28 protein-coding genes and 1 pseudogene are annotated in these 26,028 nt (G+C 54.4%); 6 read left to right on the top strand and 23 right to left on the bottom strand.

The features are described from left to right. The 4 genes and pseudogenes from KK078_RS24530 to KK078_RS24515 form a co-directional block, all read left to right on the top strand. Nucleotides 1-608: pseudogene (locus KK078_RS24530) on the top strand (cell wall-active antibiotics response protein); the annotation flags it as partial. A gap of 38 nt (nucleotides 609-646) precedes the next feature. Next, nucleotides 647-991 carry a DUF4288 domain-containing protein gene (locus KK078_RS24525; RefSeq protein ID WP_254092971.1) on the top strand — a complete coding sequence of 115 codons (345 nt, stop codon included), beginning with the start codon at nucleotides 647-649 and terminating at the stop codon, nucleotides 989-991. Nucleotides 992-1,005: 14 nt separating this feature from the next. Further along, on the top strand, nucleotides 1,006-2,061 hold the full coding sequence (locus tag KK078_RS24520) for a sensor histidine kinase (RefSeq protein ID WP_254092970.1): 1,056 nt from the start codon (nucleotides 1,006-1,008) through the stop codon (nucleotides 2,059-2,061). Further along, nucleotides 2,058-2,804, top strand: coding sequence for a LytR/AlgR family response regulator transcription factor (locus KK078_RS24515; RefSeq protein WP_254092969.1), 747 nt, complete (start codon nucleotides 2,058-2,060; stop codon nucleotides 2,802-2,804). Before KK078_RS24520 ends, KK078_RS24515 begins: the two co-directional genes overlap by 4 nt. A 21-nt stretch (nucleotides 2,805-2,825) precedes the next feature. Here KK078_RS24515 and KK078_RS24510 read toward each other — a convergent pair whose 3' ends face one another. From KK078_RS24510 to KK078_RS24500, 3 genes are all read right to left on the bottom strand, one after another. Further along, complete coding sequence (locus KK078_RS24510; protein ID WP_254092968.1) at nucleotides 2,826-4,079, bottom strand: TCR/Tet family MFS transporter; 1,254 nt, start codon at nucleotides 4,077-4,079, stop codon at nucleotides 2,826-2,828. Between the two features lie 71 nt (nucleotides 4,080-4,150). Next, nucleotides 4,151-4,540, bottom strand: coding sequence for a hypothetical protein (locus KK078_RS24505; protein ID WP_254092967.1), 390 nt, complete (start codon nucleotides 4,538-4,540; stop codon nucleotides 4,151-4,153). Between the two features lie 32 nt (nucleotides 4,541-4,572). Then, complete coding sequence (locus KK078_RS24500; protein WP_254092966.1) at nucleotides 4,573-5,202, bottom strand: IMPACT family protein; 630 nt, start codon at nucleotides 5,200-5,202, stop codon at nucleotides 4,573-4,575. A gap of 132 nt (nucleotides 5,203-5,334) precedes the next feature. Between KK078_RS24500 and KK078_RS24495 the strand changes: the two genes are divergently transcribed. Both KK078_RS24495 and KK078_RS24490 read left to right on the top strand, forming a co-directional pair. Continuing rightward, a complete protein-coding gene (locus KK078_RS24495; RefSeq protein WP_254092965.1) occupies nucleotides 5,335-6,153 on the top strand; it encodes a head GIN domain-containing protein in 819 nt (272 codons plus the stop codon). Between the two features lie 160 nt (nucleotides 6,154-6,313). Further along, complete coding sequence (locus KK078_RS24490; protein ID WP_254092964.1) at nucleotides 6,314-6,958, top strand: MgtC/SapB family protein; 645 nt, start codon at nucleotides 6,314-6,316, stop codon at nucleotides 6,956-6,958. An 89-nt stretch (nucleotides 6,959-7,047) separates the two neighbouring features. Here the strand turns inward: KK078_RS24490 and KK078_RS24485 are convergent, their stop codons facing one another. The 20 genes from KK078_RS24485 to KK078_RS24390 form a co-directional block, all read right to left on the bottom strand. Then, complete coding sequence (locus KK078_RS24485; RefSeq protein ID WP_254092963.1) at nucleotides 7,048-7,740, bottom strand: NUDIX hydrolase; 693 nt, start codon at nucleotides 7,738-7,740, stop codon at nucleotides 7,048-7,050. A 401-nt stretch (nucleotides 7,741-8,141) separates the two neighbouring features. Next, nucleotides 8,142-8,579: a CBS domain-containing protein gene (locus KK078_RS24480; RefSeq protein WP_254092962.1), complete on the bottom strand. Its 438-nt coding sequence runs from the start codon at nucleotides 8,577-8,579 to the stop codon at nucleotides 8,142-8,144. Nucleotides 8,580-8,791: 212 nt separating this feature from the next. After that, nucleotides 8,792-10,174, bottom strand: coding sequence for an NADH-quinone oxidoreductase subunit N (locus KK078_RS24475; protein ID WP_254092961.1), 1,383 nt, complete (start codon nucleotides 10,172-10,174; stop codon nucleotides 8,792-8,794). A 1-nt stretch (nucleotide 10,175) separates the two neighbouring features. Then, complete coding sequence (locus tag KK078_RS24470) at nucleotides 10,176-11,651, bottom strand: complex I subunit 4 family protein (protein WP_254092960.1); 1,476 nt, start codon at nucleotides 11,649-11,651, stop codon at nucleotides 10,176-10,178. A 17-nt stretch (nucleotides 11,652-11,668) separates the two neighbouring features. After that, nucleotides 11,669-13,573 (bottom strand): NADH-quinone oxidoreductase subunit L, encoded by a 1,905-nt coding sequence (gene nuoL, locus KK078_RS24465; protein WP_254092959.1) that lies wholly within the window; start codon nucleotides 13,571-13,573, stop codon nucleotides 11,669-11,671. Nucleotides 13,574-13,575: 2 nt separating this feature from the next. Then, on the bottom strand, nucleotides 13,576-13,884 hold the full coding sequence (gene nuoK, locus KK078_RS24460; RefSeq protein WP_254092958.1) for an NADH-quinone oxidoreductase subunit NuoK: 309 nt from the start codon (nucleotides 13,882-13,884) through the stop codon (nucleotides 13,576-13,578). A gap of 63 nt (nucleotides 13,885-13,947) precedes the next feature. After that, nucleotides 13,948-14,454 (bottom strand): NADH-quinone oxidoreductase subunit J family protein, encoded by a 507-nt coding sequence (locus KK078_RS24455; protein ID WP_254092957.1) that lies wholly within the window; start codon nucleotides 14,452-14,454, stop codon nucleotides 13,948-13,950. 12 nt (nucleotides 14,455-14,466) lie between these two features. Next, on the bottom strand, nucleotides 14,467-15,033 hold the full coding sequence (locus tag KK078_RS24450) for a NuoI/complex I 23 kDa subunit family protein (protein WP_254092973.1): 567 nt from the start codon (nucleotides 15,031-15,033) through the stop codon (nucleotides 14,467-14,469). Between the two features lie 38 nt (nucleotides 15,034-15,071). Beyond that, on the bottom strand, nucleotides 15,072-16,124 hold the full coding sequence (gene nuoH / locus KK078_RS24445; protein ID WP_254092956.1) for an NADH-quinone oxidoreductase subunit NuoH: 1,053 nt from the start codon (nucleotides 16,122-16,124) through the stop codon (nucleotides 15,072-15,074). A gap of 5 nt (nucleotides 16,125-16,129) precedes the next feature. Continuing rightward, the gene (locus KK078_RS24440) at nucleotides 16,130-17,128 is read right to left on the bottom strand and encodes a 2Fe-2S iron-sulfur cluster-binding protein (protein ID WP_254092955.1); all 999 of its coding nucleotides are present in this window, start codon (nucleotides 17,126-17,128) and stop codon (nucleotides 16,130-16,132) included. A gap of 30 nt (nucleotides 17,129-17,158) precedes the next feature. Next, nucleotides 17,159-18,520, bottom strand: coding sequence for an NADH-quinone oxidoreductase subunit NuoF (gene nuoF / locus KK078_RS24435; RefSeq protein ID WP_254092954.1), 1,362 nt, complete (start codon nucleotides 18,518-18,520; stop codon nucleotides 17,159-17,161). A gap of 2 nt (nucleotides 18,521-18,522) precedes the next feature. Beyond that, the gene (gene nuoE, locus KK078_RS24430; protein WP_254092953.1) at nucleotides 18,523-19,056 is read right to left on the bottom strand and encodes an NADH-quinone oxidoreductase subunit NuoE; all 534 of its coding nucleotides are present in this window, start codon (nucleotides 19,054-19,056) and stop codon (nucleotides 18,523-18,525) included. Nucleotides 19,057-19,102: 46 nt separating this feature from the next. After that, complete coding sequence (locus KK078_RS24425) at nucleotides 19,103-20,323, bottom strand: NADH-quinone oxidoreductase subunit D (RefSeq protein WP_254092952.1); 1,221 nt, start codon at nucleotides 20,321-20,323, stop codon at nucleotides 19,103-19,105. Between the two features lie 14 nt (nucleotides 20,324-20,337). After that, a complete protein-coding gene (locus tag KK078_RS24420; protein WP_254092951.1) occupies nucleotides 20,338-20,841 on the bottom strand; it encodes an NADH-quinone oxidoreductase subunit C in 504 nt (167 codons plus the stop codon). 54 nt (nucleotides 20,842-20,895) lie between these two features. Further along, nucleotides 20,896-21,453: an NADH-quinone oxidoreductase subunit B gene (locus tag KK078_RS24415; RefSeq protein WP_254092950.1), complete on the bottom strand. Its 558-nt coding sequence runs from the start codon at nucleotides 21,451-21,453 to the stop codon at nucleotides 20,896-20,898. A gap of 11 nt (nucleotides 21,454-21,464) precedes the next feature. Continuing rightward, the gene (locus KK078_RS24410) at nucleotides 21,465-21,836 is read right to left on the bottom strand and encodes an NADH-quinone oxidoreductase subunit A (RefSeq protein WP_254092949.1); all 372 of its coding nucleotides are present in this window, start codon (nucleotides 21,834-21,836) and stop codon (nucleotides 21,465-21,467) included. 281 nt (nucleotides 21,837-22,117) lie between these two features. After that, nucleotides 22,118-22,516: an ExbD/TolR family protein gene (locus KK078_RS24405; protein ID WP_254092948.1), complete on the bottom strand. Its 399-nt coding sequence runs from the start codon at nucleotides 22,514-22,516 to the stop codon at nucleotides 22,118-22,120. Further along, entirely contained in the window at nucleotides 22,513-23,226 is a 714-nt protein-coding gene (locus KK078_RS24400) for a MotA/TolQ/ExbB proton channel family protein (RefSeq protein WP_254092947.1), read from the bottom strand. Before KK078_RS24400 ends, KK078_RS24405 begins: the two co-directional genes overlap by 4 nt. Nucleotides 23,227-23,373: 147 nt before the next feature. Next, nucleotides 23,374-24,996, bottom strand: a complete 1,623-nt coding sequence (locus KK078_RS24395; protein WP_254092946.1) for a tetratricopeptide repeat protein — start codon at nucleotides 24,994-24,996, stop codon at nucleotides 23,374-23,376. A 93-nt stretch (nucleotides 24,997-25,089) separates the two neighbouring features. Beyond that, nucleotides 25,090-26,028 (bottom strand): PstS family phosphate ABC transporter substrate-binding protein, encoded by a 939-nt coding sequence (locus KK078_RS24390; protein ID WP_254092945.1) that lies wholly within the window; start codon nucleotides 26,026-26,028, stop codon nucleotides 25,090-25,092.

Raw genomic sequence — 26,028 nt, 5'->3', positions numbered from 1 at the left:
GTGTACACACCGTTGAAACGCGTAGGTCCGATCGCCGTATTTGTCGGCGCGATACCCGGCGCGGGGGCCCCCCGGCGGGGGGGGGGGGGTCTGGTTTACACCCCCCCGGCCCGCGGGAGGCCCAACTGCTACCCCGGCCCCCCCCGCCCGGGGGCCGCCCCGGCGGCGGCCGCGACCGTGACCGCGAAACCTGGAAACGCTGGCACGAACGCCGTCACCACCGCTACCAGCAACAGTTCGGTGCGGACTTCACCGAAGAAACGGCCGAAGGCCTGATCGACTCTGTCACCATCTTTGGCGGTACAAAAAAGGTCATCATCTCCAAAGACTTCCAGGGTGGCAGCGCCGTGACCGTATTCGGCGGCGCCGAGATCAACCTCACACAGGCCGACATTCAGGGCCGCGCAGTGCTCGACCTGGTGCAGATCTTCGGAGGTGCCAAACTGGTCGTCCCGGCAAACTGGCGGATCCAGGCCGACGAGATGGTCAGCATCTTCGGGGGCCTCGACGACAAGCGTAACCCCGCTACTCTGAACCCCGACGACAACAAAGTTTTGATATTGAAAGGCACGAGCATCTTCGGCGGCATCGATATCAAAAGCTATTAACCATGTATTCCATTCTTCTCACCCTTCAACTTATACTTATGAACTGGTACATCGCTAAAATCGTATTCGGCATCACGGCCGAAAACCAAGAGAAACAACAGTTTGACGAACAGTTGCGGCTGATCGAAGCCGAATCACAAGAAGAAGCCTTTTTAAAGTCACGCATGATCGGCCTGGGCGAAGAAGATTCTTTCATCAACGACAAAAACAAGATCGTGAAATGGGAGTTCATCAACGTAGCCGAACTGCTGCCGCTTAAAAAGCTCGAGGACGGCATGGAAGTATATTCGCGCATACATGAAATCGACGAGGCTAACTCATACGTCAGCTTCATCCACCAGAAGGCCATGGCCCTGCGTCTGAACGCTCTTCCTCTTTTCTGATGCCGGCCGATCCCGTGAGTACTGTAAAAATTGCGACCTATAAACTTGCCCTGGCCTATGCCGGCTGGTGGGTGCTGCTGATCACCATCGAAACGTATGCCCTGCTCACCAGCTTCGACCTGCGATGGCAAGCCGCACTGGCCGACGCCGTGACCATTAACCTGTTACTGGCTGCCGCCGGGCACGCCATGCACAACGCCCTGAAGTATTATTCGCCCGGCGCCAAAAATTCATTGTCGATGCTCGTGTGGAGCGTCGGGCTGGCCGCCCTCTGCGTGTTTATACACCGTTGCTTTATGCGCTACGCCTTTGCCGACGACATCGTCTACCTCGACTACATGGAAGGCTCGTATATCATCCGCGGCCTGTTCAGCTGGCTGATGATCGCCCTCATGTCGCTCATGAGCTGGATGTGGTACTACATGCAGGACCAGCGCGCCAGCGAAAAGCGCGAACAAGATGCACAAAAGATGGCGCGCGAAGCCGAGCTTGCATCGCTCCGCCAGCAGCTGCAGCCACACTTCCTGTTTAACAGCCTGAACTCCATCAGCGCACTGGCCGGCACCCGCCCCGAAGAAGCGCGCAAAATGATTCAGCAACTCTCCGACTTCCTGCGCGGCACCGTGCGTCGCGACGATCAGCAGCTGGTCACCCTCGAAGAAGAACTCAAACACTTACAACTATACCTCGACATCGAAAAAGTGCGCTTTGGCCATCGCCTCCGCACCGAAGTGCAACACGACACGACGGCCCCCGCGCTACGCCTGCCTTCGCTACTGCTACAACCCATTGTCGAGAACGCCATTAAGTTCGGTCTCTACGACACCACCGGCGAGATCACCATTCGCATCAACGCCGCGACCCGCGACGGGCAACTGTTGCTGTCGGTCGAAAACCCGTTCGATCCCACCACGGCACAACCGCGCCGCGGTACAGGCTTCGGCCTGAACTCCGTACAACGCAGGCTTTATCTGCTCTATGCCCGCAACGACCTGCTGACCACCGAACAACAGGAGACCGAAGAGAACCCTCGCTTTATCACCCACGTAAAAATACCGCAGACCGCATGATCAAGACTATACTCATCGACGACGAGCCATTGGCGCGCAGCATCACCCGCGAATACCTGCAGGCGCACGCCGCCGATATCGCCGTGGTGGCAGAATGCAACGACGGCTTTGAAGGCATCAAAGCCATCGCCCATCATAAACCCGATCTGATCTTCCTCGACATACAAATGCCCAAGATCAACGGCTTCGAAATGCTCGAGTTGCTCGAACAACCGCCAGCCGTGATCTTTACCACCGCCTTTGACGAGTACGCCATGAAGGCCTTCGAAGCACACGCCATCGACTACCTGCTCAAGCCTTTCAGCCGCGAGCGCTTTGACAAAGCACTGGAGAAGTGGATGCAGCAACGCGGCCACGCCGACAAGAGCACACAACAGGCCGCCATCCTGCGCGAAGAGATCCGCCAGCCCGAAGAACGCACACGCGTGGTGGTGCGCGAAGGCGGCAACATCCGCATCATTCCCGTACAGGACATCCACTACGTGGAAGCGTACGACGACTATGTCAAGATCTATACCGCCAAGGAAATGTTCCTGAAGAAAAAGACGATGAGCTTCTACGAGCAGTCGCTCGACCCCGCGCAGTTCATACGCGTGCACCGCTCGTATATGATCCAGCTTACACAGCTCACACGCATCGAGCCATTGGAAAAAGATACACACGTGGCGCTGCTGAAAAGCGGCGTACGCATACCGCTCAGCAAAGCGGGCTATAGCAAACTGAAATCCGTTTTAGGGATCTGATGAATTGCAGCAACAGTCGGATCAGTGCACCACCGGCTGCTGCTCCGCCAGGGTATCCACCTTCTTATGCGGACGCTTCAGGCTGAGCCGCGCCAGGAAGGCACTGATGATCGACAGCGCGGCGCCTACCATCATCACCGCGCCGGGAAAGTATAGCGGCGACCCCGTTTTAGACGTATGGGCAAAGATCCACGTCATCACCCCGGGGCCGATGATCGAGGTTAGGCTCATCAAGCTGGTCATGGCTCCCTGCAGCTCGCCCTGCTCGGTTGGCGGCACCTGCGCCGACATGACCCCCTGCAATGCCGGGCCGCAAATACCGCCCAGGCAATACGGGATGAGGAACACAAACATCATCCACCCTTCGGTTGCGATACCAAACAAAAAGAAGCCTACGGCATAGATCGCAAGACCTACATAAATGCTCCGCTCCTGCCCCAGCTTCGGCAAGATGAACCGGATCAGCCAACCCTGCACCAACCCCACCAATAGACCCACCACGGCCAGCGAGCGGCCCACCAGGGTCTCCTCCCAGCCAAAGCGCGCCTTGGTATAAAAAGCCCATGTGCTCTGCACCGCGTGGGCGGCGATATATACCAGTAAGATCGACGCCACCATGCCGAGAATAACCTTATAGCGAAACAAGAATTCCAGCGAGCCGATCGGATTGGCACGCTTCCATTCAAACGTGCGGCGGTTCTCGGGTTTCAATGATTCGGGCAGGATAAAGAAACCGTATAGCCAGTTCACGAAGGTCAGCACCGCGGCACCAATGAACGGCGCACGCACGCCGAATTTGGCAAGCTCACCCCCCAGGAAAGGACCGATAATGAAACCGAGACCAAAGGCCGCCCCGATCATACCAAAGTTCTGCGCACGTTTTTCCGGCTCGCTGATGTCGGCAATATAGGCTGCCGCCGTTGTAAAGCTCGCGCCCATAAGACCGGCGACGATCCGTCCGACAAAGAGCCACTCGATCGAAGGTGCAAAAACCAGGAACAGGTAGTCGATGCAAAATCCGAACAGTGACGCCAGTAAAATAGGCCGCCGCCCGAAACGATCGCTCAAGTTACCCATCAGCGGCGAGAACAGGAACTGTGGAAAGGCAAAGGCCATCAATAACCACCCACCATACTCGGCGGCCTCCGATACATCGACATGTGCCATTTGCATGATAAGCTTCGGCATCACCGGTATGATGATCCCAAAACCGATCACGTCGATCAACAGCGTAACAAAAATAAATCCGAGGGCAGCGTTCTTCTTCGAGGCCATAATGAAACGGGGAAAATTAGTCCGCAAATAAAACCATTATAGGCCATTATCTACGTACGTAAACGGGACAATTATAGGGGGGCTTTATACAACAGGTTCGCGGGGCGGATGCCCGGGACCACTTCGTCGTGTACCAGCGGATTGTCCAACGGTATCTCCGTACCGTCGCAGGCATATGTGCGGCACGCCAGGCAGCTCATCATCAAGGGCTGGTGCACGAACACCGTTCCCGCATGGGTGGAGATCATATACACATTGCCGTAGGCCGCCCCCTCCACGCCCGCTTGCCGCAGCAGCGACACCAGCCACTGCATATTCTCCCGTGACGTTTCGCAGCTGGAACAAGCCCGCTTCATCGCGTGCGTCAGGCCGTCGGTGGTATGGTCGTCGGGCGTACAACCGGCCAGGCCGGCCAGCAGGAATACGATCAGGCAGCGGTACATGGAGGATATTTTCACCATAGACACGTATTGCCCGGTAAAGGTTGCAACAGTCACACCGAAGCCGGCGCGTCCGGCAGCAGCACCACGCGCACGCTCAGCGCACCCAGCAGCGCGACCTTCTCGACCAATGCCGGGTGCGTCTGAAGCGCCACCGTGCCCTGTAGCACGCAGCCATCGGTATATTCCTGCGCGGTGATCGCCACATCAAATTCTTTGATCACGCGCATCACCTCGGGCGTGGCACTGTAATCGTATCGCAGCGTCACCTCCTTGCGCACTTCGCGCGTGTCCACGACCGCATGCAGCAGCGCATCTTCTGCCGCCAGCTTGTACGCGCTGATCAATCCCCCCACGCCCAACTTGATACCGCCAAAATAACGCACCACGACCACGAGTACATCCGTCAGATCGCGTGAACGGATCTGGCCCAGGATCGGGTCTCCGGCCGAGTGGTTGGGCTCCCCATCGTCCGCCGCACGAAAGCGTTGCTTGTCGGGACCGAGCATCCAGGCATAACAGTGGTGACGCGCGTCAAAATATTCCTTGCGAAGCGCCTCCAGATGTTCCTTGATGGCCGCCTCCGACGACACCGGGTACGCAAAGGCAAGAAATTTGCTCCCCTTCTCCTTATAGACGCCCTGCGTGGGCTGCTGAATGGTACGGTATGAAAATGCCTGCACACCGCAAGGTACACGTTTTACGCGCGCGAATGCCGCATATACGCTGCAAAGCAGGTTTTTTCCACGCCATGCAACCTTGAACGACGCAGTGTAGTCTTATAGGCAAACATCGAAAAACAACCTTTTGTATTTATGAAACATATAATCCCTTCGCTCCTGCTGATCGCTTTTGTAAGCGTAACGTCCGTTTTCGCACAGACACGCGAAACCCGTAACCCCGGTTCGTTCACCAAAATTGCATTTCGCGTGCCGGGCAAATTATACCTGCGCCAGGGCAACACCGCCAAGGTGGAAGTGGAAGGCAAACAGGAACTGCTCGCCGAAATTGAGACCAGCGTAGAAGGTACACGCCTCGTCATCGGCAAACGCGGCAAGTGGAACAACTGGACCTGGAAAAACGAAGACCGCATCAATGTATACATCACCATGCCGACGGTAGAAGGACTGAACGTCGGCGGCTCGGGCGACCTCATTGCCGAAACACGCATACATAGTGAAAACCTCGAGTTGTCGGTCAGCGGCTCCGGCTCGATGAAACTCGAGATCGAAGCCACCGGTGGCGCCGAAGCCAGTGTCTCAGGCTCGGGCGGAATGGTGGTAAAGGGCACGGCAAAAAACTTTGAGAGCCGCGTGAGTGGCTCCGGCAGTGTAGATGCCGACATCCAGGTTACCAGCCTCGCAGACTTCAGCGTATCCGGCTCCGGCAGGATCTCGGTGGCGGGCAAAGCCAACAGCGTGAAGGCCAGCATCAGCGGCTCCGGCCGTGTATTGGCCGCTAACCTGGAAACCAACACCTGCGATGTCAGGATCTCAGGCTCCGGCGACGTAGAGATCAACGTAAAAGAAGCGCTCAATGCCAGCATCAGCGGCAGCGGCAGCGTACTCTATAAAGGCGATCCCAAGCAGCTGAACAGCCACTCGGCTGGCAGCGGAAAAGTCCGGAAGATGTAAGTTGAGTTGCATCTCCGCATACGCTAAAAGGCGGCCACACCGGCCGCCTTTTTCGTTGCCCTGCTAGCGCAAGGATGATTCTGCCTGCAGTCTGTGGCTGCCGTGTAGCGCACCAGCGCTAAACCCGCTCAGGCATGTAATTTTAGCATGCTATTCCCGCATGAAAGAACTATTCAACTTGCACGACGAAATGGCCCTGCGCCTGTTCCTGTCCTTTATAGTAGGCGCAGCCATCGGCCTCGAGCGCGAGTATCGCAGCAAAGCCGCCGGCCTGCGCACGATGATCGTCATCTGCCTCGGCTCAACGATCTTTACCGAGATCTCCATTCGCATCGGCGGCGGCTCGCCCGACCGTATTGCGTCCAACATTGTCACCGGTGTAGGCTTCCTGGGCGCAGGGGTTATTTTCAAAGACGGCCTCTCTATTAACGGTATCACTACAGCTACTACCATCTGGATCGCCGCCGCCCTGGGCATGGCCGTGGGCGCCGGCGAGTATGGCATCGCCATTGCCGGGTCGCTCATCGCACTCGTCGTGTTGACCTTGTTCGAAAAAGTAAAGACCTTCATCTCGCGTCGCCATCAGTCGCGGTCATACCACATCACGTATCACGACGACGGAAATTTCCGCCCCGCGCTGAACGACATGCTGAAGCAACTCCAGCTCCGCTATGAGCCCGAGCGCGAAAGCAAAGACGAGAACATCATCTCGATTACGTACGACGTCAGCGGCCGCGAAGAAAAGCTCAATGCCTTAAACGATCACCTGCGGCAGGACCACCGCGTGAAGTCATACGACTACTGACAACGACAGGCAATACGTAGCCAGTGGCCCTCCCCATCATGAGAAGAGCCACCGGGTAACAGTCACGCGGGTCTGCAACCCGCGCTGACTTAAATGAACTTTACACCTTCCTGGTGTAGCCTGGAGAATTTGTCGCGGTCGAATACATAGTAAAAGGCGCCCTTGCGGGATGATTCCTTTTCCTTTTCTTCGAGCTTGTTGAGAATGTCCAGCGACAGGATCTTGCGAGTGAAGTTCCGCTTGTCAAGCGGTGTCTCATAGATCGCCTCGTAGAGGTTCTGCAATTGCGGCAACGTAAACTTACCTGGCAGCAATTCGAATCCGATCGGTTGATTGGCCACCTTCTGTTGCAAGCGCTCTTTTGCTTTGCGCAGCATTTCCGTGTGGTCAAATACCAGGTCGGGGATCTGGTCTAACGGGAACCACCGTGCTTCATGTTCATCGTGTATCCGCTCCTGATAATCTTTGATGTTGATCAGAGCAAAATACGCGATCGACACTACGCGGCTGGCCGGATCCCGGTCAACATTGCTGAAGCAATACAATTGCTCCATGTAAGTGGTTTGCAACCCGGTGAGGTGATGCAGCACACGCTGCGCCGCCTCATCGGTACTCTCGTCCTGATGAACAAAGCCACCCATCAGTGACCATTTGCCTCGATCAGGATCGATGTTCCTTTTGACGAGCAACGCTTTGAGCTGATGGCCGTCAAATCCAAAAATGATGCAGTCTACTGCCACGAGTAGCCTGTCTTGTGTGTTGTACTTAGTGATGATATCCATAACGTAGAGGGTCTTTACTATATAAATATCAAGAATTAGGAGAAACTTACCAACGGTATCGGCAAAGCATTGTCATTTTAATTGTTAAAATTTTCCGTTGGCGCGCCCGGTATGAAAAGTCCGTACGTATTTATACCGAAAAAATCATGCTCACTGCGATATATATAGTTTGTGCAAACGCCTCCGATACCCGCACGCTGTCATGAATATCAAAACAATAAAACGCCTCGCGTTGTTTTCGCAGAATGTTCAACCGCCTCGACACTAAGCCGTAGAATAAAAAAATGCATGATAAACTTGTTATACCATGCATACACAGAAAACTATGATTCTGCTTTTTTACTACGTATACCTACCTACGTAACGCACAAACAAGGTATACTTTGCATCGAACCGGCCGCCTATTGCGCGCCGGTGATATAATGCTCCAGATGCTGGATGATGGACTTTTGCTCGTTTATGATGTTGCGCACAACGTCGCTGATGGAGATCACGCCGACCAGGTCGTCGTACTCGTTCACCACCGGCAAGTGGCGAAACTTCTTGTCGCTCATCAACCACATACATTCCTCGATCGTCGTCTCCGGCGTAACCGTCACGACGTTCTCGGTCATGAGCTCGCGGATCAACGTGTCCTTCGAAGACTTGCCCTTTAAAATAAGCTTGCGGGCATAATCACGCTCCGTGAAGATCCCCACCATTTTGCCGTTTTCCACAATGACCAGTCCCCCGATATTCTTCTCACACATGCGTTCAATGGCATGATAAACTGTAACAGTTGGCTCTACCGAGTATACAGCATAGCCTTTGACTTCTAGAATGTCTCGTACTTTCGCCATGATATAAAAGTTTAGCAATCGATTGAAGATAACCCTTTTAGCATCAAAAAGCAAGCGGTTCCGGCCTCGTCGGCGACGCACCGGAACCGCACCATCGGCCAAAAGCCGCAATTTCTCCACCCGCCGCACCTTTTCAGCGTAGTAGCCCCGTCCACCAAAGCTTTAGCGCCGGAAGGCCAAAGCTTATCCGCCGAAGCTTTAGCGTAGGCGGATTATTGTATCAGCGAAAGCACAGCATCCGGGAAGATGCCCAGGGCAAAACTTAATATGATTAATACAAAGGCCAGCGCACGCTGAGCGCCCGATACGGGAAGCGGCGTAGCCTGCTGCGGCTCCTGGAAGTACATCGCAATGATGATACGGAAGTAATAATACACGCCGATCAGCGACGTCACCACAGCCACGATCACCAGCGGGGTGTAACCCTGGGCGATCGCCAACGCGAAGACCATGTACTTCCCGAAAAATCCGGGGAACGGCGGAATGCCGGCCAGCGACAACAACGCAATCGTCAGGCCGACGGCCAGCAGCGGATTGCGCTTGAACAGACCATTGAAGTACTCTATCGTGATCGACTCGCTGTTACCCTCCACCAGGTGCAGCACGCTGAAAGCAGCAATGGAAGCCACCGCATAGGATGCCAGGTAATAATACACCACACCCGACGCACCCGTCGGATCCGCCGTAAAGGCCAGCAGGATATAGCCCACATGCCCTACGCTGGAATACGCCAGGATGCGCTTCACATGCGACTGATACACCGCCGTGATATTTGGCAACACCAGCGTCAGCACCGTAATCACCATCAAGATGGTAGACCATGTGCTGTGTGTTGATGGCAAGCCGATCGCAAACATGCGATAGAAGGCCGCCAGCGCACCGATCTTCACAACGGTAGACATAAACGCAGTTACCGTCGTAGGGGCACCGCCGTAAACATCCGGAGCCCAGAAGTGGAAAGGCACCGCCGAGATCTTAAAGGCCAGACCGACCAGCAACATCAGCACACCCGCATAAAAAAAGCTGGGCAGCGTGTCCGCATGCGAAGTCGTAAAGGCCGCGATCTCGCGAATATCAAATGAACCGGTAGCACCGTACAGCAGGGCAATGCCCATCAGCAGGAAGCCAGTCGCGAAAGACCCCATCAGAAAATACTTGAAGGCGGCCTCGATCGAAAAAAGACTGTCTTTGTTGCTGCCTGCCAATACATACAGCGACAGCGACAGGATCTCGATGCCCAGGAAAAGCATCGCCATGTTATTATAGGAAGCCATCAACACCGCACCCACGATCGAGAAGATGATTAGCGACGTGCGATCCGTCCGATGATGGGGTTGCGCCTGAAAATAATCGCTCGCCATCCAGAACCACAGGATGGATATGAATGCCAGCAGCCCCGTAAAAGCCAGCGCAAAGTTGTCGAACACCAGCATGTCGCTGAAGTACGACACCGAGGTATTCCAGTCTTGTACCAGCAATGCCGCCGCCGCCGCCAGGCCCAGAATGACAATAGCCGTCAGCCACTTCTTAAAGTTGGCGATTTCGGCAAGCAGCGAAACGATACTCAGACCACAGATAACAAGCAGTGCGTTCATATTACTTTACGGATGCAGAAAGGTTCGAATAAATTTTCAGTAAGCTGGCGACCGCCGGTTCAGAGATCTCCAGGAGTGGAGCCGGATAAATGCCGATTACCAGGATCAGCAACACCATGGGATACAGCACCAGCTTCTCCTGGGTCGTCAGGTCCGCAAAGCGCGCCGTCACCGCGTTGGTCTCGCCCGACATGCTCTGCTGGAATGTACGCAGCATATATACGGCGCCCAGAATGATGGTCAGCCCGGCAATAACGCCCAGTACGCCGTGGTATTGGAATACCGAGTTGATGAGCAGAAACTCTCCCACAAAACCGCTGGTGAACGGCAGGGCTACGCTGCCCAGCATCACGACGACAAACACGGTCGTCAACACCGGCGCCACATTGCGAATACCGCCCAGCTCCGACAATGTACGTGTTTTCGTACGCTGCGAAATGATATCGATGATATAGAACAGCGCAAACACCACAATGCCGTGGCTCAGCATCTGGATCATGGCACCCTGCACACCGATCGTGCTCAGCGTAAACGCACCCGCCGAGATCAGGCCCACGTGCGCCACCGACGAATAGGCGATCAGGCGCTTGAAGTCTTTTTGAACAATAGCGATACACGACGCATAGATAATGCCGATCACCGACAATACCACGGCCGTAAAGCCCCAGGCCGCTACACCCGCCGGCACCAGCGGCAACAACCAGCGGATCACACCGTAAATGCCCATCTTCAGCATGATGCCCGACAGCAGCATCGTACCTTGCGTCGGCGCTACAGTATACGTATCGGGCTGCCACGTATGGAACGGGAACACCGGCATCTTAATGGCAAAAGCTACAAACATCGCCCAGAAGATCAGGCTTTGCTCATACAAGGGCAGCGCGCGGCCGGCCTCGTATAAAGCCTGCATCGCGAAAGTATGCGTACCCGGTGTTTGGAAATACAAGTATACCAGGGCCACCAGCATGAACAGAGAGCCCGCGAGCGTATAGACGAAGAACTTAAAAGTAATGCGGCCGCGATCCTCACCGCCCCAGATCAGGCAGATGAAGTAGATCGGGATCAGGGCAATCTCCCAGAAGAGATAGAACAGCAGGCCGTCCAGCGCACAGAACACACCGATCAGTGCCATCTGCATCACCAGGATCAAACCATAGAACGTAGAAGCCTTTTCAATCGTACGACTGAACGACGACAGGATGATGAACGGCACCAGCAACGTCGTCAGCAGCACCAGCAACAAGCTGATACCGTCCATGCCCACGGCAAAGTGCAGTCCGAAAGCTCGCACCCAGGGAACATCGACAACAAACTGCACCGCGTCCGTCCTCGGAAAGATCACCACCAGGTACAACGACACGGCTAGCTCAATGATGGAGGCCACCAGCGCCAGCATCTTTGCCTGCGCCGGCTTGAACGCAAACAGCAACAGCGCAACGAGAAGCGGGAAGAATAAGAGGAATATCGTTATAAACATGTCTTCTTAAATTATCATTAGCGAATTATTCCCATGGCCAGGATCAGCACAATGCTGACCACCATCACAAAAATGTAGTAGCCGATGCTTCCGCTCTGCAGCAACCGCGCACCACGGCTGGCCGGCACAACGCTGCCGCCGATCAGGTTTACGATCTTATCGACGCCCAGACGCTCGACGATCGCATCGAACGTAGCCGAGATCCAGTACAAAGGCTTCACGACGATCGCATGATAGATCTCGTCGACATAATACTTGTTGGCCAGCACCTTCTGCACGCCATCGACTTGCGTATCCGCAGCCGGTACACGGTTGCCTTTTACGTAGCGCATATACGCGTAGAGGATCACCATAAGCGTGAGTCCCACCACGGCTGCCATCAAGGCATACTCCAGCGTATGGCTCATGTGGTGATGTTCACCCGCCAATGCCGCCGAGGAGGCAAACACAGGTGCCAGGTACGACGCCAGCCAATGCGAGCCGCCCAATACTTCGGGCACACCCATAAAACCACCTGCGAGCGATAGCAAAGCCAGTACGATCAACGGAAGGGTAATGCTCTTCGGCGACTCGTGAATGTGGTGCATCACATCGTGGCTCGCACGCTCCTTACCAAAAAAGGTCAGGAAGAACATGCGGAACATATAAAATACCGTCAGCAGGGAAGCCGCGAGCGCAAGCGCCCATACGATACGGTTATGCGCAAAGGCTGCCACGAGAATTTCATCTTTTGAGAAAAAGCCGGCAAACGGCGGGATCCCCGAAATGGCCAGCACACCCACCAGGAATGTGAAGTAAGTAGCCGGCAGATATTTCTTCAAACCACCCATCTGGCGAATATCCTGCTCACCCCCCAGGGCGTGGATCACGCTACCCGCGCCAAGGAACAGCAACGCTTTAAAGAACGCGTGCGTCGCCATGTGGAAGATGCCACTCGTGAAAGAGCCCAGGCCCAGCGCCAGGAACATCAGGCCCAATTGGCTGACCGTAGAGTATGCCAGTACCTTTTTAATATCATTCTGTTTCACGGCGATCGTCGCTGCAAAGATGGCCGTGGCAAGGCCGACGACCATGACCACCTCCAGCGTAGCCGGAGATAATGCATAGAGCAGGTTGTTGCGCGCGATCATATAGATACCAGCCGTCACCATAGTAGCCGCGTGGATCAGCGCCGATACCGGCGTCGGCCCGGCCATGGCGTCGGGCAACCACGTATACAGCGGCAGCTGCGCACTCTTACCCATGGCACCGACGAACAACAACATCGTGATCAGCGTCAGCGTGCCGGTGCCGATGCCCTCGGCCTTCGGAAACACCTCGGCATACTGAATGCTGCCAAAGTGTACAAAGATCAGGATGACACCGAGCAGCATGCCCAGGTCACCGATACGGTTCATGATAAAAGCCTTATTCGCGGCGTTATTATACGCCTGGTTCTTGAACCAAAAGCCGATCAGCAGGTACGAGCAAAGGCCTACGCCCTCCCAGCCTACGAACATCAGCAAATAGTTGGCGCCCATCACGAGCAGCAACATAAAGAACACGAACAGGTTCAGATACGAGAAGAAGCGGTTAAAGCCCGCATCGTCGTGCATGTACCCGATGGAATATACGTGGATCAGGAAACCCACGCCGGTAATGATCAGCAGGAACAACGATGACAGCGGGTCCACCAGGAAGCTGATCGACGTCGTGAAGTTGCCGGCCTTGATCCAGTCGAACAACGTAACGCCCAGGGCGCGTTGGTCGGCCGGCATACCCAGCAAGTGTGTAAACAATACGACCGAAAGAACGAACGAAACGAGCACCGCGCCACACGCGATGAACGCGGTCACACCGTGTGACAGCCTGCGCACATTCAGGGCTACGATCAGAAAACCCAGCAAGGGGAACAACGGTACGAGGCTTACCAGCATCTCCATACTTACCATTTTAAGCGATTCAAAATATTAATATCTGTACTCCGGGTGCTGCGATACATCGTCACCAGGATGGCCAGGCCCACCGCTACTTCGGCAGCCGCCACGGCCATGATAAAGAACACGAACACCTGTCCCGACGGATCGTTCAGCCGGCTGGAGAACGCCACCAGCAACAGATTGACTGCGTTAAGCATTAACTCGATACACATAAAAATGATGATCGCGTTTCTGCGGTACAGCACGCCAAGCACCCCAATGGTGAACAGCGCGGCAGAAAGCCAGACATAGTAATCTATCGGTAAAGCATTCATCGTTGTTGTAGTAGTAATAATTTTCGATCTATAGTGTTACCCGCGTCTCCTTGTCAGACGCTGTTACAGAATATCGTTAGCCTTTTCAGATTTGCCGAGCATCACGGCACCCACCATGGCCGCCAGCAGCAGCACCGATGAGATCTCGAACGGCAACAGGAATTTGTCGAACATGACCTTACCCAGCCGCTGCACAGACCCAAGGTCTTCGTCGGCCACCGCATTCACCGGCAGCGCCTCCGTGCCCTTCAGGGAGCCCACCAGCACGACCAGCAGCAACCCCGCACAGATCGTGGCCGCGAACTTCAGCATCGTGCTCTTGTGCGCCTCCGTCTCGGTATTGAGATTCAGCATCATGATCACATACAGGAATAACACCATGATCGCGCCGGCGTACACGATGATGTGTACTATGAACAGAAACTCGGCGTTCAACAGCACGTAGTGCCCCGCGATCGTAAAGAAAGTAATGATAAGGTAAAGTACGCTGTGTACCGGGCTCTTGGAAACAACCACCATGATGGCCGAGAGCACCGCCAGAAAGGAAAGAAAGTAAAAAACGTTCAGCACTGCGAAGTTGATTTATTTGTTATGACTCAGTCGTTTCTGTTGTTTAAACTCCAGTACGTTCTGGGTTTGGCGCTTGGTCACGTCGATGCGTTCATCGACCTTCTCCACCAGCTTGTCTTTCCCATAAATAAACTCGCCCCGGCCGTAGTCCGTCGACACGATGCGGTCCGTCAAAAAGATCGCCTCCTTCGGACATGCCTCTTCGCACAGACCACAGAAGATACAGCGCAGCATGTTGATCTCGTACTTCGCCGCATACTTCTCTTCGCGGTACAGGTTCTCCTCGCCCTTTTTGCGTTCCGCCGCCGTCATCGTAATGGCTTCCGCCGGGCACGCCACCGCGCACAGGCCGCAAGCCGTACAACGCTCGGCGCCCTTGTCGTCACGCTTTAACACGTGTTGTCCCCGCCAGATCTCCGCGATAGGGCGCTTCGTTTCCGGATAGCGCACCGTGGCACCTTTCCGGAACAAGTGGCGGATCGTGATCGCCACACCGCTCAACAGCGCCGGCAGATAGATCTTCTCGGCGAAGGTCATCTTCTTATTTACAACAAGCTTGGATCGGTTCGTTAACATGATTATACCTTGTGTCCGTTTTTTTAATTTTATAGCCCTTCTTACCAGTGGAAATTGCCGTGCTTCAGCAGCATCACCAGGCCGGTAACAAAGATGTTGAAGATCGATAGCGGGATCAGCACCTTCCAGCCCAGGTTCATCAGCTGGTCATAGCGGAAGCGCGGGATCGTCCAGCGGATCCACATAAAGAAGAAGATGAAGAAACACACCTTCGTGATCAGCACCAGGGTGCCGATAATCGAGATCGTGTTGTGGTCCAGTCCCAGGTCGTTCATGAAAGGGAAGTTGTAACCACCAAAGTACAGCGTCGAGATCACAGCCGACGACACAAACATATTGATGTATTCGGCAAAGAGGTAGAAGCCCAGCTTCATCGAGCTATACTCCGTGTGATAACCGCCGATCAATTCCGTTTCGCACTCCGGCAAGTCGAACGGCGTGCGGTTACACTCGGCAAACGCACAGATGATAAAGATCAAAAATCCGAGCGGCTGGTACACCACGTTCCAGAAGTGCCACTCGCCGCCCACACCACCGGCCTGTTGCGCGGAGATCTCACCCAGGCTCAACGTGCCGGTCACCAGCACCAGGGCGATGATAGAAAGCCCCATGGCAATCTCATAGCTGATCATCTGCGCCGAGGCACGGATCGCACCCAGCAAGGAGAACTTGTTGTTCGAGGCCCAGCCCCCGATCATTATACCATAAACACCGATCGATACCACGCCAAACACATACAGGATACCAACGTTCAGGTCGGCGATCTGCAGCGAATACACGTTGTCGCCGTATATCAGCGTATTGCCCCACGGAATCAACACCCCCGCCATCATGGCGGTCATCATGGCAATACACGGCCCGAGCACGAACAGGAACCGGTTCGATACCACCGGGATGATCTCTTCTTTATAGATAAATTTCAATCCGTCGGCCAGCGGCTGCAGGATCCCGAACGGACCCGCACGATCCGGACCGATGCGGTCTTGCAGGAAGGCAGCAACCTTGCGCTCGGCATACGTAGAGTATGCGGCCACGAACAGGGTCACACCGAAAACAACCCCCACCAGGATCAGTTTGTATAGTATAAAATCCATATTCCTTACGGGTTAGTAGTTTCTGGTAATTGCTTGCCCTTCTGGAACGTCAGCTGACGGTCGATGTCCAGCTTCAGTTTTTGCATGTCGATCTTTTCGTAATGGTTCTGCGAAATGACCGAGTGACGGTCGATGTGGCGCGGGCCTTCGATCGTCCAGTCCTTCATGTCTTTGTGATCGTAACGGCACTCGTTACAGATATACTCTTTTACCTCGTTATATTGATCCTTGCGGGCCGACACACGCAGTACATCGTCGCCTTTCGTCCACAGCACAACCTTGCCACAGCACTTGTCGCAGTCGCGATGTGCATCCAGGGGCTTGGTGAACCATACCCGGCTCTTAAAGCGGAAGGTCTTATCGGTCAGCGCGCCGACCGGGCACACGTCGATCATGTTACCCGAGAAGTCGTTGTCGACAGCTTTTTCGATATAGGTGCTGATCTCCGAAGCATCGCCGCGGTTCAATACACCGTGCACACGCTCTTGAGTGAGCTGATCGGCTACGAACGTACAGCGGTAGCACAGAATGCAGCGTGTCATGTGAAGCTTGATCTTATCGCCGATGTCGATCTTCTCGAACGTGCGGCGATCTTCCTCATAGCGGGTTTTGCCCACCCCGTGCTCATACGACAGGTTCTGCAGGTCGCACTCGCCGGCCTGATCGCACACCGGACAATCCAGCGGGTGGTTCAGCAGCAGGAATTCGACAACGCCCTTACGTGCCTCCAGTACTTCCGGCGAAGTGATGTTTTGTACCACCATGCCATCCATCACCGGCGTGCGGCACGAAGCCACCAGTTTCGGCATGGGGCGTGGGTCTTTCGCAGAGCCTTGTGTTACCTTCACCAGGCACACACGGCACTTGCCACCGGTATCTTTCAACGAAGAATAGTAACACATGGCCGGGGGAACCACTTCGCCACCGATCTGACGGGCGGCGTTCAAAATCGTGGTTCCATCTGCCACTTCTACTTCAATGCCATCTATTGTTACTTTAGCCATGTCGCTAAACTATTTTAAATCCTGTTTTAATTATACTGTCGCCATGGCCGCAGCCGCCGGTACGAACGGCTCCAGCTCGAAGTGTTTCGGATTCTTCACCTTCTCCGGGTACCGTACGTGATACTCGAACTCCTCGCGGAAGTGGCGTATCGCGCTGGCTACCGGCCAGGCAGCCGCATCGCCCAACGGGCAGATGGTATTCCCTTCGATCTTCTTGGCTACGTCCACCAGCAGATCGATGTCGCCTTCGTGGCCGTGGCCGTGCTCGAGGCGGTGCAACACCTTCTCCATCCAACCGGTACCTTCACGGCACGGGCTACACTGCCCGCACGACTCGTGGTGGTAAAAGCGTGTGAATGTCCACAGGTTGCGCACGATACAGGCCGTCTCGTCCATCACGATAAAGCCCCCCGAGCCCAACATCGTACCCGACACAAACCCGCCGTCGGACAATGACTCGTATGACATCAGCCGCGGCTCGCCTTTGGCGGTCTTCAGGATCAGCTCCGTCGGCAGGATCGGTACGGATGAACCACCCGCCACAACTGCCTTCATCTTACGGCCTTTCCAGATCCCCCCGCAGTATTGGTCCGAGTATATAAATTCTTCTACCGGCAGACCGAGCTCGATCTCGTATACACCGGGCTTGTTGATGTGGCCGCTGGCAGAGATCAGTTTCGTACCCGTGCTCTTGCCGATACCGATTTTTGCATATTCATCGCCGCCCATGTTCACGATCGCGCAAACCGTAGCAATGGTTTCCACATTGTTCACCACCGTAGGCGAGGCATACAGACCGGCTACCGCCGGGAACGGCGGCTTCAGGCGCGGGTTGCCACGCTTGCCTTCGAGCGACTCCAGCAGCGCAGTCTCTTCACCGCAGATATAGGCACCACCGCCGGGCTGCACGTACAGGTCCAGCGAGTAATCGGTACCCAGAATATTCTTACCCAGGAATCCCTTTGCATAAGCCTCTTCAATGGCTTGCTCCAGGATGCGGATGATATACATATATTCACCCCGTACATAGATGTACGAAGTCTTGGCGCCCAGCGCATAGCTGGACGTGATCATGCCTTCGATGAGAACGTGCGGGATCTTCTCCATCAGGTAGCGGTCCTTGAAGGTGCCCGGCTCAGACTCGTCGGCGTTGCACACCAGGTAGCGGGGCTTTTCGGACTTGCGGTCCAGGAAACTCCACTTCATCCCCGCCGGGAACCCGGCACCACCCCGGCCGCGCAGGCCAGACTTCTTCACTTCCTCCGTCACCTCGTCGGGCGTCATCGTCTTGAGCGCCTTCTCCACGGATGCATAGCCGCCGTGCTTCCGGTACACGTCAAAGGTATTGATGCCCGGAACATTGATGTGTTCTAAAAGTATTTGTCTTCCCATGGCTATAGCTCCTGCATGTTCGATTTCATGTACGTGCTGCGGTTGTCCGAAGCGCGCAGTTTCTCTATCAGCGTATCGACCTTCTCGGTCGTCAGGTTCTCATAATAATCGGCGCCGCATTGCAGCATCGGGGCGGTGCCACACGAGCCGAGACACTCTACGGTCTTGAGCGTAAACATTCCGTCAGCGGTCGTCTCCCCCACTTTAATACCCAGCTTCTTCTCAAAGTGCTCCACGATGTCGTCGGCGCCGCGCAGCCAGCAGGGGCCGGTTTGGCATACTTCGATCAGGCACTTGCCCACCGGTTTCAGGTTGTACATCGTGTAGAACGACGCCACCTCGTATACTTCAATCGGCTTGATGTTCAGCAGTGAGGCAACGTAGTCCATCGTCTCCGGGCTGAGCCAGCCGTCAAACTCCGCCTGCGCTACGTGCAGCAGCGGCAACAACGCCGACTTCTGCCTGCCCTCCGGATATCGCTTGATGATGCGCTGCGCCAGGGCCAGCGTATCGGGTGAAAATTCTACTTTGCTCATGATCCGTTAAATCGTTTCTCTCTCGGTATAAATTCCTTCCTGCCGCTCAGGCATCCAGTTCGCCCGCAATGACGTTCATACTACTCATCGTAATCACCGCGTCCGACAGCATCGACCCTTTGATCATCTCCGGGTATGCCTGGTAATAAATGAAGCACGGACGGCGGAACTGCAGACGGAACGGCGTACGGCCTCCGTCGCTGATCAGGTAAAAGCCCAACTCGCCGTTACCACCCTCCACACAATGGTACACCTCCCCTTTCGGGATCTCGGTCTCACCCATCACGATCTTGAAGTGGTAGATCAGCGCTTCCATGTCGTTGTATACTTCTTCCTTCGGCGGCAGGCAATATTCCGGCACCTTGGCGCTATACACACCGGCAGGTTCTTTCTTGATCTTCTCGATGGCCTGCTTGATGATGCTCAGACTCTGCCACATCTCCTCCTGGCGCACCATAAACCGATCGTATGTGTCGCCGTTAGTGCCCACCGGAATAACGAAGTCAAATTCTTCGTACGATGAATAGGGGGTCATGACGCGAACGTCATAGTCCACGCCGGCAGCCCGCAGGTTGGGGCCGGAGAAACTGTAGTTCAACGCGCGTTCAGCCGAGATAGGGCCGCAATTGATCGTCCGATCCATAAAGATCCGGTTGCGCTCCAGCAGGCTCGTAAACTCGGAAAACTTGATCGGGAAATCCACAATAAACTTCTCGATCAGATTCCAGCACTTGGGTGAAAAGTCACGCTCCAACCCGCCGATGCGGCCGACGTTGGTCGTCAGACGGGCACCGCAGATCTCTTCGTAGATTTCATAGATGCGCTCACGCATCTGGAACAGGTACAAGAAACCTGTCGTGGCGCCGGTGTCCTGCCCGATGATGGTATTACAAATGATGTGGTCGGCCATGCGCGCCAGCTCCATGATGATCACACGCATGTATTGCACGCGCTTGGGGATCTCGATGCCCAGCAGTTTCTCTACCGTCATGTGCCAGCCCATGTTGTTGATGGGCGACGAACAATAGTTGAGGCGGTCGGTGATCGGCGTGATCTGATAGAACGGACGACGCTCCGCCAGCTTTTCAAACGCGCGGTGAATGTAGCCTACGGTCGGCTCGGCGTCCATGATGATCTCGCCGTCCATCTTTAATACATTCTGGAAAATACCGTGCGTAGCCGGGTGGGTCGGCCCCAGGTTCAGATAAGAATATTGTTTCTCTTCTGGGGTAGTAAGTGCGTCGGTGGCCGGTTGATTGTCTTGCATAATTCAGGCGTCTGCTAATCTCTTCCAAACATTGAATCGTTCTTGTCTTCGCGCGTCTGGTCTTCCAGCGGATACTCCTTGCGCATGGGGAAAATGATCATGTCCTCCACGTTCAGAATGCGCTTCAGGTTGGGGTGCCCCTCGAAGACCACGCCAAAAAAGTCGTAGGTCTCGCGCTCCAGCCAGTTGGCCGCCGAGAAGACAGGCGTCAGCGTCGGCACCACCGGGTTAGCTTCCGGCAGGAATACTTTCAGTCGTACGCGGTTGTTGGTCGTCAGGCTGTGAAGCTGGTACATCACGGCGATCTGCTGCAGGTCCGGGTAGTGTATGCCGCAGAGCGTGGTGAGGTACTGGAATTTGCCCTCCGGGTGGTGGTAGAGGTGTTGGATGATCTCGATGATCTTTTCGGCCTTCAGGGAGACCGTTAGAAAATCGTACGGTGTATCAATATGAAGAATCTGGTCTTCATATTTTTCCTTCAGGATACCGATGGTTTTTTCCTGGGCAGAACCTTCCATTAATAAAATTCAGTTGTATAAGACTCACGTCTCGGGTCAAAGACCCAGGACTGATTATTCCATTCCGTATTTGTTCAACATGGCCTTGTATTCAGGCGAATCGCGACGGCGCACCGACTCGGTTTCCACCAGGTGCTGGATCTTGAGAATGCCGTCGATGATCTGCTCCGGGCGCGGGGGGCAACCCGGTACATACACGTCTACCGGTATGATGCGGTCGATACCTTGCAGCACGCTGTAGGTATCGAAAATACCACCGCTCGAGGCACACGCCCCCACGGAGATTACCCAGCGGGGCTCGGCCATTTGTTCGTACACCTGCCGCAGGATGGGGCCCATCTTCTTGGCGATCGTGCCCATCACCATCAGCAGGTCCGCCTGGCGGGGGGAAAAGCTCAAACGCTCCGACCCAAAACGGGCCAGATCGTAATGCGACGCCATCGTCGCCATGAATTCAATACCGCAGCAAGACGTCGCGAATGGCAGGGGCCAGATCGAGTTTGCGCGGGCTAGTCCTACGACTTTATCCAAACTGGTGGCAAAAAAGCCAGCACCCTCAATACCTTCCGGCTTGGGCGCTACGGTGATCGTTGATCCTGTTGCTGTTTCCATCACTCACTGTTTTAATCTTCCCACTTCAAAGCACCCTTCTTCAGGAGATAGAAGAAACCTACTAGTAAAAGCACCATGAAGGTGACCATTTCAATAAAACCCAGCAGGCCGAGATGCTTGAAGTTTACAGCCCACGGGTACATGAAGATTACCTCCACGTCAAACAAAACGAAGAGAATTGCCACCAGAAAGTACTTGATGTTAAACGGTATCCGGGCGTTGCCCTTTGACTCGATACCACATTCAAACGCCTCAAGCTTCACCTGCGACTTGCGTTTAGGACCCAACAGGTGCGTGGCGGCCATCGTGACGACCACAAAGCCCAGGGCGAAAAGAAACATCAACCCGATGGGTAGATATTGTTCGACTGCTACGTTCTCCATAAGCGTGTTTGACGGGTGCAAAGTTCGTTTTTATCCCGCAAATCCCATCATGCGTTTTGCATTAATTTGAGCTTTTTGGGCGCATTCTGAGAACAAATCTTACAGCGATTCGTTCAATCGCGCGCAAATTAGAGAAGCGCGTCAAAACAAATTGCATAGCACTATACAACTATGTTTAGTTTAGAATCATTCTATGCTAAGCACTCCGGCAACTGCCCGGACACAAAAGGATCTTGTGAAGATTACGTACGTAAAGACGTGTAGGAATATAGCGCGCGTCGTTAATCTGGCTTGCGCGTTGCCAGCACCATGCGGATCTTATTGCGTGCACCGATCTGCACCACGTCCACCAGGTCTTGCACCGACGAGCCCGCCGGAATATGTACCACAACGGTAGGGTCCTGCTCTCCCCCGGCCTCTTTCAATAATGCGGCCTCCAGCTGGCTGAACGGTATTTGATTCTTGTTGATAAAATAACGTTTGTCCTCCGTCACCGTCAACGTTATCGGGTTCCGGTTCACACTCTGTTTTGTATCGGACTTCGGCAGCGCCACCCTGATCACAGCCGGGTTGGTAACGGTTGAAATGATCAAAAAGAACAACAACAGAAAGAACATGATGTCGTTCAGGGATGAGGTTGATACCTCGGCGGCAAACTGTTTCCGGTGCCGGATCTTCATGCCTGCGGTGTTAAAATGGAACGCATAAAGTCAAACACATCTTTCTGCATCTTGAGCGTGAACACATTCACACGCTGCTGAAGAATGTGGTAGGCACAATAGGAGATCACCCCGACAAACAGGCCCGCGCCGCTGGTGATCATCTTTTCATACAGACCGCCGGCAATGATGCCGATCGTGATGTTGTCGGTCTGGGAAATGTCATAAAAGATGCGGATAATGCCGCCAATGGTACCGATAAAGCCCAGCATCGGCGCCACCCCGGCAATGATGCCCAGGTAGCCCATGTTACGCTCCATTTCCGCCACCTCGATGTTGGCGGCCGACTCCATGAGGCTCTCGAGCTCCTTCATCGGCTTGCCGATGTGCTCCAGCCCCACCAGAATGATCTTGCCCGTGGCAGAACCGTCCTGTGTCGCGTACATGCGCGCGTTTTTAATATCGCCGGACTTCAGGTACTGCTTGATCGACGACAAAAATTCCTTCTTCTCCTTCGTCACCTGGCGCAGGTACAGCCACCGCTCAATAAAGAAATACGTGGCGATGAAACCGAGAATAGCGATGGGGATCATGATCACCCCGCCCTTCATGACCATGTCAAAAAGCGAGAGCGATTCAGTCGGTGCGGGGAGTGTTTCGACCGGTGCATCGGTCGGAGTGGATGTCGGGGTTGTGATCTGCAGAAGGATCGAGAAGATCGTTGTCAGCATGCCGTCCTGTAAATGGTTTATTACTTAATGGTAATAGTAGCAATAATATTGTGAACGATTACCATTTAAAGCGTTTTATACGCCTTTGGATTAAAAAAAGAAGGCAGAAAGCGTTATGCTTTCTGCCTTTATATGCATTCGTATCGATTAACCTTTCGTGGGCTTGGGAGCCGGGGCGTTCATCGCCTTGAGGATCTCCTGTGCACGGGCATCGTTCGGATCGATTGCCAGCACTTTTTCCCAGAACCCTTTCGAAGCCTGGATCTCGTTCCGCGTAAAGTGGTAATAGCCCAGGTACGAGTATGCTTCGATCAGGTCGTTCTTGCTCCTGTCGGGGCGGGCCAGGCCTACCTCTATCACCTTCTCGAAGTAAGGCTTCGCCGTACCTTGGATCTTGCCGTTCGTCTCGGGATCTTGCGCCGCGACCGAACGCGCCTGCCACAGATAACCCAGTGTCATGGCCGGCTGCAGCGCGATCAGTTTCTGGAACGTCGAATCCGCTTGCTGATACTGGTCGGTGTAATACAACGCACGACCTTGTGCATACAGCTCCGGCGACGTCAGCTTCCGCAGGGACTCCAGTTGCTCGTACGCTTTTGCAGCTTCCGGATATTTCTTACGCTTGAATTGGATATCGGCGATCTTCGAAGCAACATCGTCCTTCTTTTCGAGATCGAAGCTCTTCTGATAGTTTTCTACCGCCAGCGAGTCGTTGCCTTCTTCCTGAAGCATTTTCGCAAAGTATTCATAGTCGCTCGCCTGGATCTCTTCTTTGGTAGCCTTTCCAAAGTAAGCGTCGAATGCCGTGTGCGCAGCAGCATATTCTTTAGACTCCGTCAGTGCATATGCTTTGTATTTGTATACGGTCGATGTTGCATCAGAACGTTTGGACAGCTCGTCAAAGATCGGGTTAGCACGCTTGTAGTCTTTCGCCATGAACAGGTAGAAAGCATAACGCAGCTTGGCAGACTCCGGCTTCTCGGTCAGGCCCATGTAGCCTTCGTAAGCCTTCACAGCTTCCGGGGCACGGCGTGACTGGTAGTAGAGCTCACCCAGCTCTTTGTATGCCAGGGTGTATTTCGGATCCACTTCCAATGCCTTCTTGAAGTTTTGCTCGGCTACTTCGTAGTTCTTCGAACGCAGGTATACCAGACCCACTTTGTAGTGAGGCAGGCCACGCTTCGCGTCATAAGTAGCGCCGTTTTCGTAGCTGCTCACCGCTTTGCCACCGTCGTTCAGTTTCAGGTATGCGTCGCCCTTCAGCACAGCGGCGTCCACATCTTTACCTTTCACTTTCTCCAGCACGGCAAGAGCTTCTTTCGCCAGCTTGTCACCCAGCAGGTAACCTTCGGCAACAGCTTTCAATACCTCGTCGTCTTTCGACTTGGATACTTTCAGGGCTTCGTCAAACGCTACCTTGGCTTCTGCCGCCTGGTTGTCCAGCATCCGCAGTTGTCCTTTGCCGGCGAAGTTCAAACCGTTCTTGGGGTCAAGCTCGGTACCTTTTTGAAAATTTATCTCAGCCTTGGCACGTTCGTTATTTTTAATCTGAGCGTGGCCTAAGTAGTATAACAAGGCTGCATCCTGCGGGTTTGCAGTGACTGCAGCCTGCAACGTAGCCACAGCTTTTGTGGGCTGTTCGGTCTCCAGCAGGTAAGCAGCCTGTTTAATTGCGGGATTTTCCTGTGCTACCGCAAGCGAGGCCGCACAGGAAAGGAAGAACATGAGCATTTTCCCTACGTTCCATGCTCGTTTACTGACTTCTTTCATGTGTTATAAGTATAAAGTTTAGGTTTATTAAAACAAACACGATGCCATACTCCAGCATGGCGCCACGAGTTGCGCAAAAAGCCCCACCAAGCGCTAAAATAAGGGTTGACGATTAATTTCTACAACCCGGATCGGCATGGTCACGGGCACTAAGCCCGCTTTTAACACAATTCGTTGACCCTTTTCCCCAGCAATAAATGCTATGAGACCACTTCCCAGACCGGCACGCGCTTCTCTGCTGACGATCGTGATCTCGCGCACCAGCGGATAATTGTTCTGGGCAATATATGCCTGAAAGGGTTGAAAGCTCTCTCCTCCCGTCTGCCGCGACAGCGCCGCAACGCGCACTGTATTCAAAAAAGCATTCGCAGTAGAATCATCTTGGTCACTGATCCAGGTACCACCTATCAGCCCGAGCGTGTTCGGCCGCGAGGCCACATGCTGTATCACCGATGGGTTGTCGTTTACTGCAAAACAGTTCTTCGGCAGTGTATCGATCTTTAGCGAGTCCTTTAGGTACCGCAAAATACCCGATGTCGGCTGGTCGAAGACAATTTCAAGGGCACCTGCCGGCCCCTTGGGGCTGACTTCGTGCCAGTTGACAATCTCGCCTCTCAGCATCTTGCCCAGTTGTTCCACCGATAGAACACTATCGGTGCGGGCGCGGTTCATAATGAGGGCGATGCCTTCACGCGCCACGGTTACCTGGTGCGGCTTATATGCCTGCTGAGCCAGGGTTTCAATTTCTTCAGGAAGCAGCTTGCGGGTAATAACGACCAATCGCACGCTGTCCAATAATAATTGGCGGACCGCTTCTTGCTCAGAGGTGTAGGCCACCTCGATGCGCGCCCGCTGATACAGCCCCATAAACGTATCTACTTCCGTGTCGAGCAGGGGCTTGAGCGACTCGTCCACGGCGATGCGAATGGAGCCGGACGTGGGCGTGTCAAGAGGTCTTCCCTTCTTGTCACGCCCCGTGCAGGCTGCCAATAAACACAAGGTGATTAAGAAACTATGAAATAAGATCTTCAT

This window comes from Dawidia soli (assembly GCF_018598185.1).
Classification (GTDB): Bacteria; Bacteroidota; Bacteroidia; order Cytophagales; family Cyclobacteriaceae; genus Ohtaekwangia; species Ohtaekwangia soli.
The sequence above is the reverse complement of the archived record's forward strand: the minus strand, read 5'-3'. Positions and strand labels throughout refer to the sequence as shown.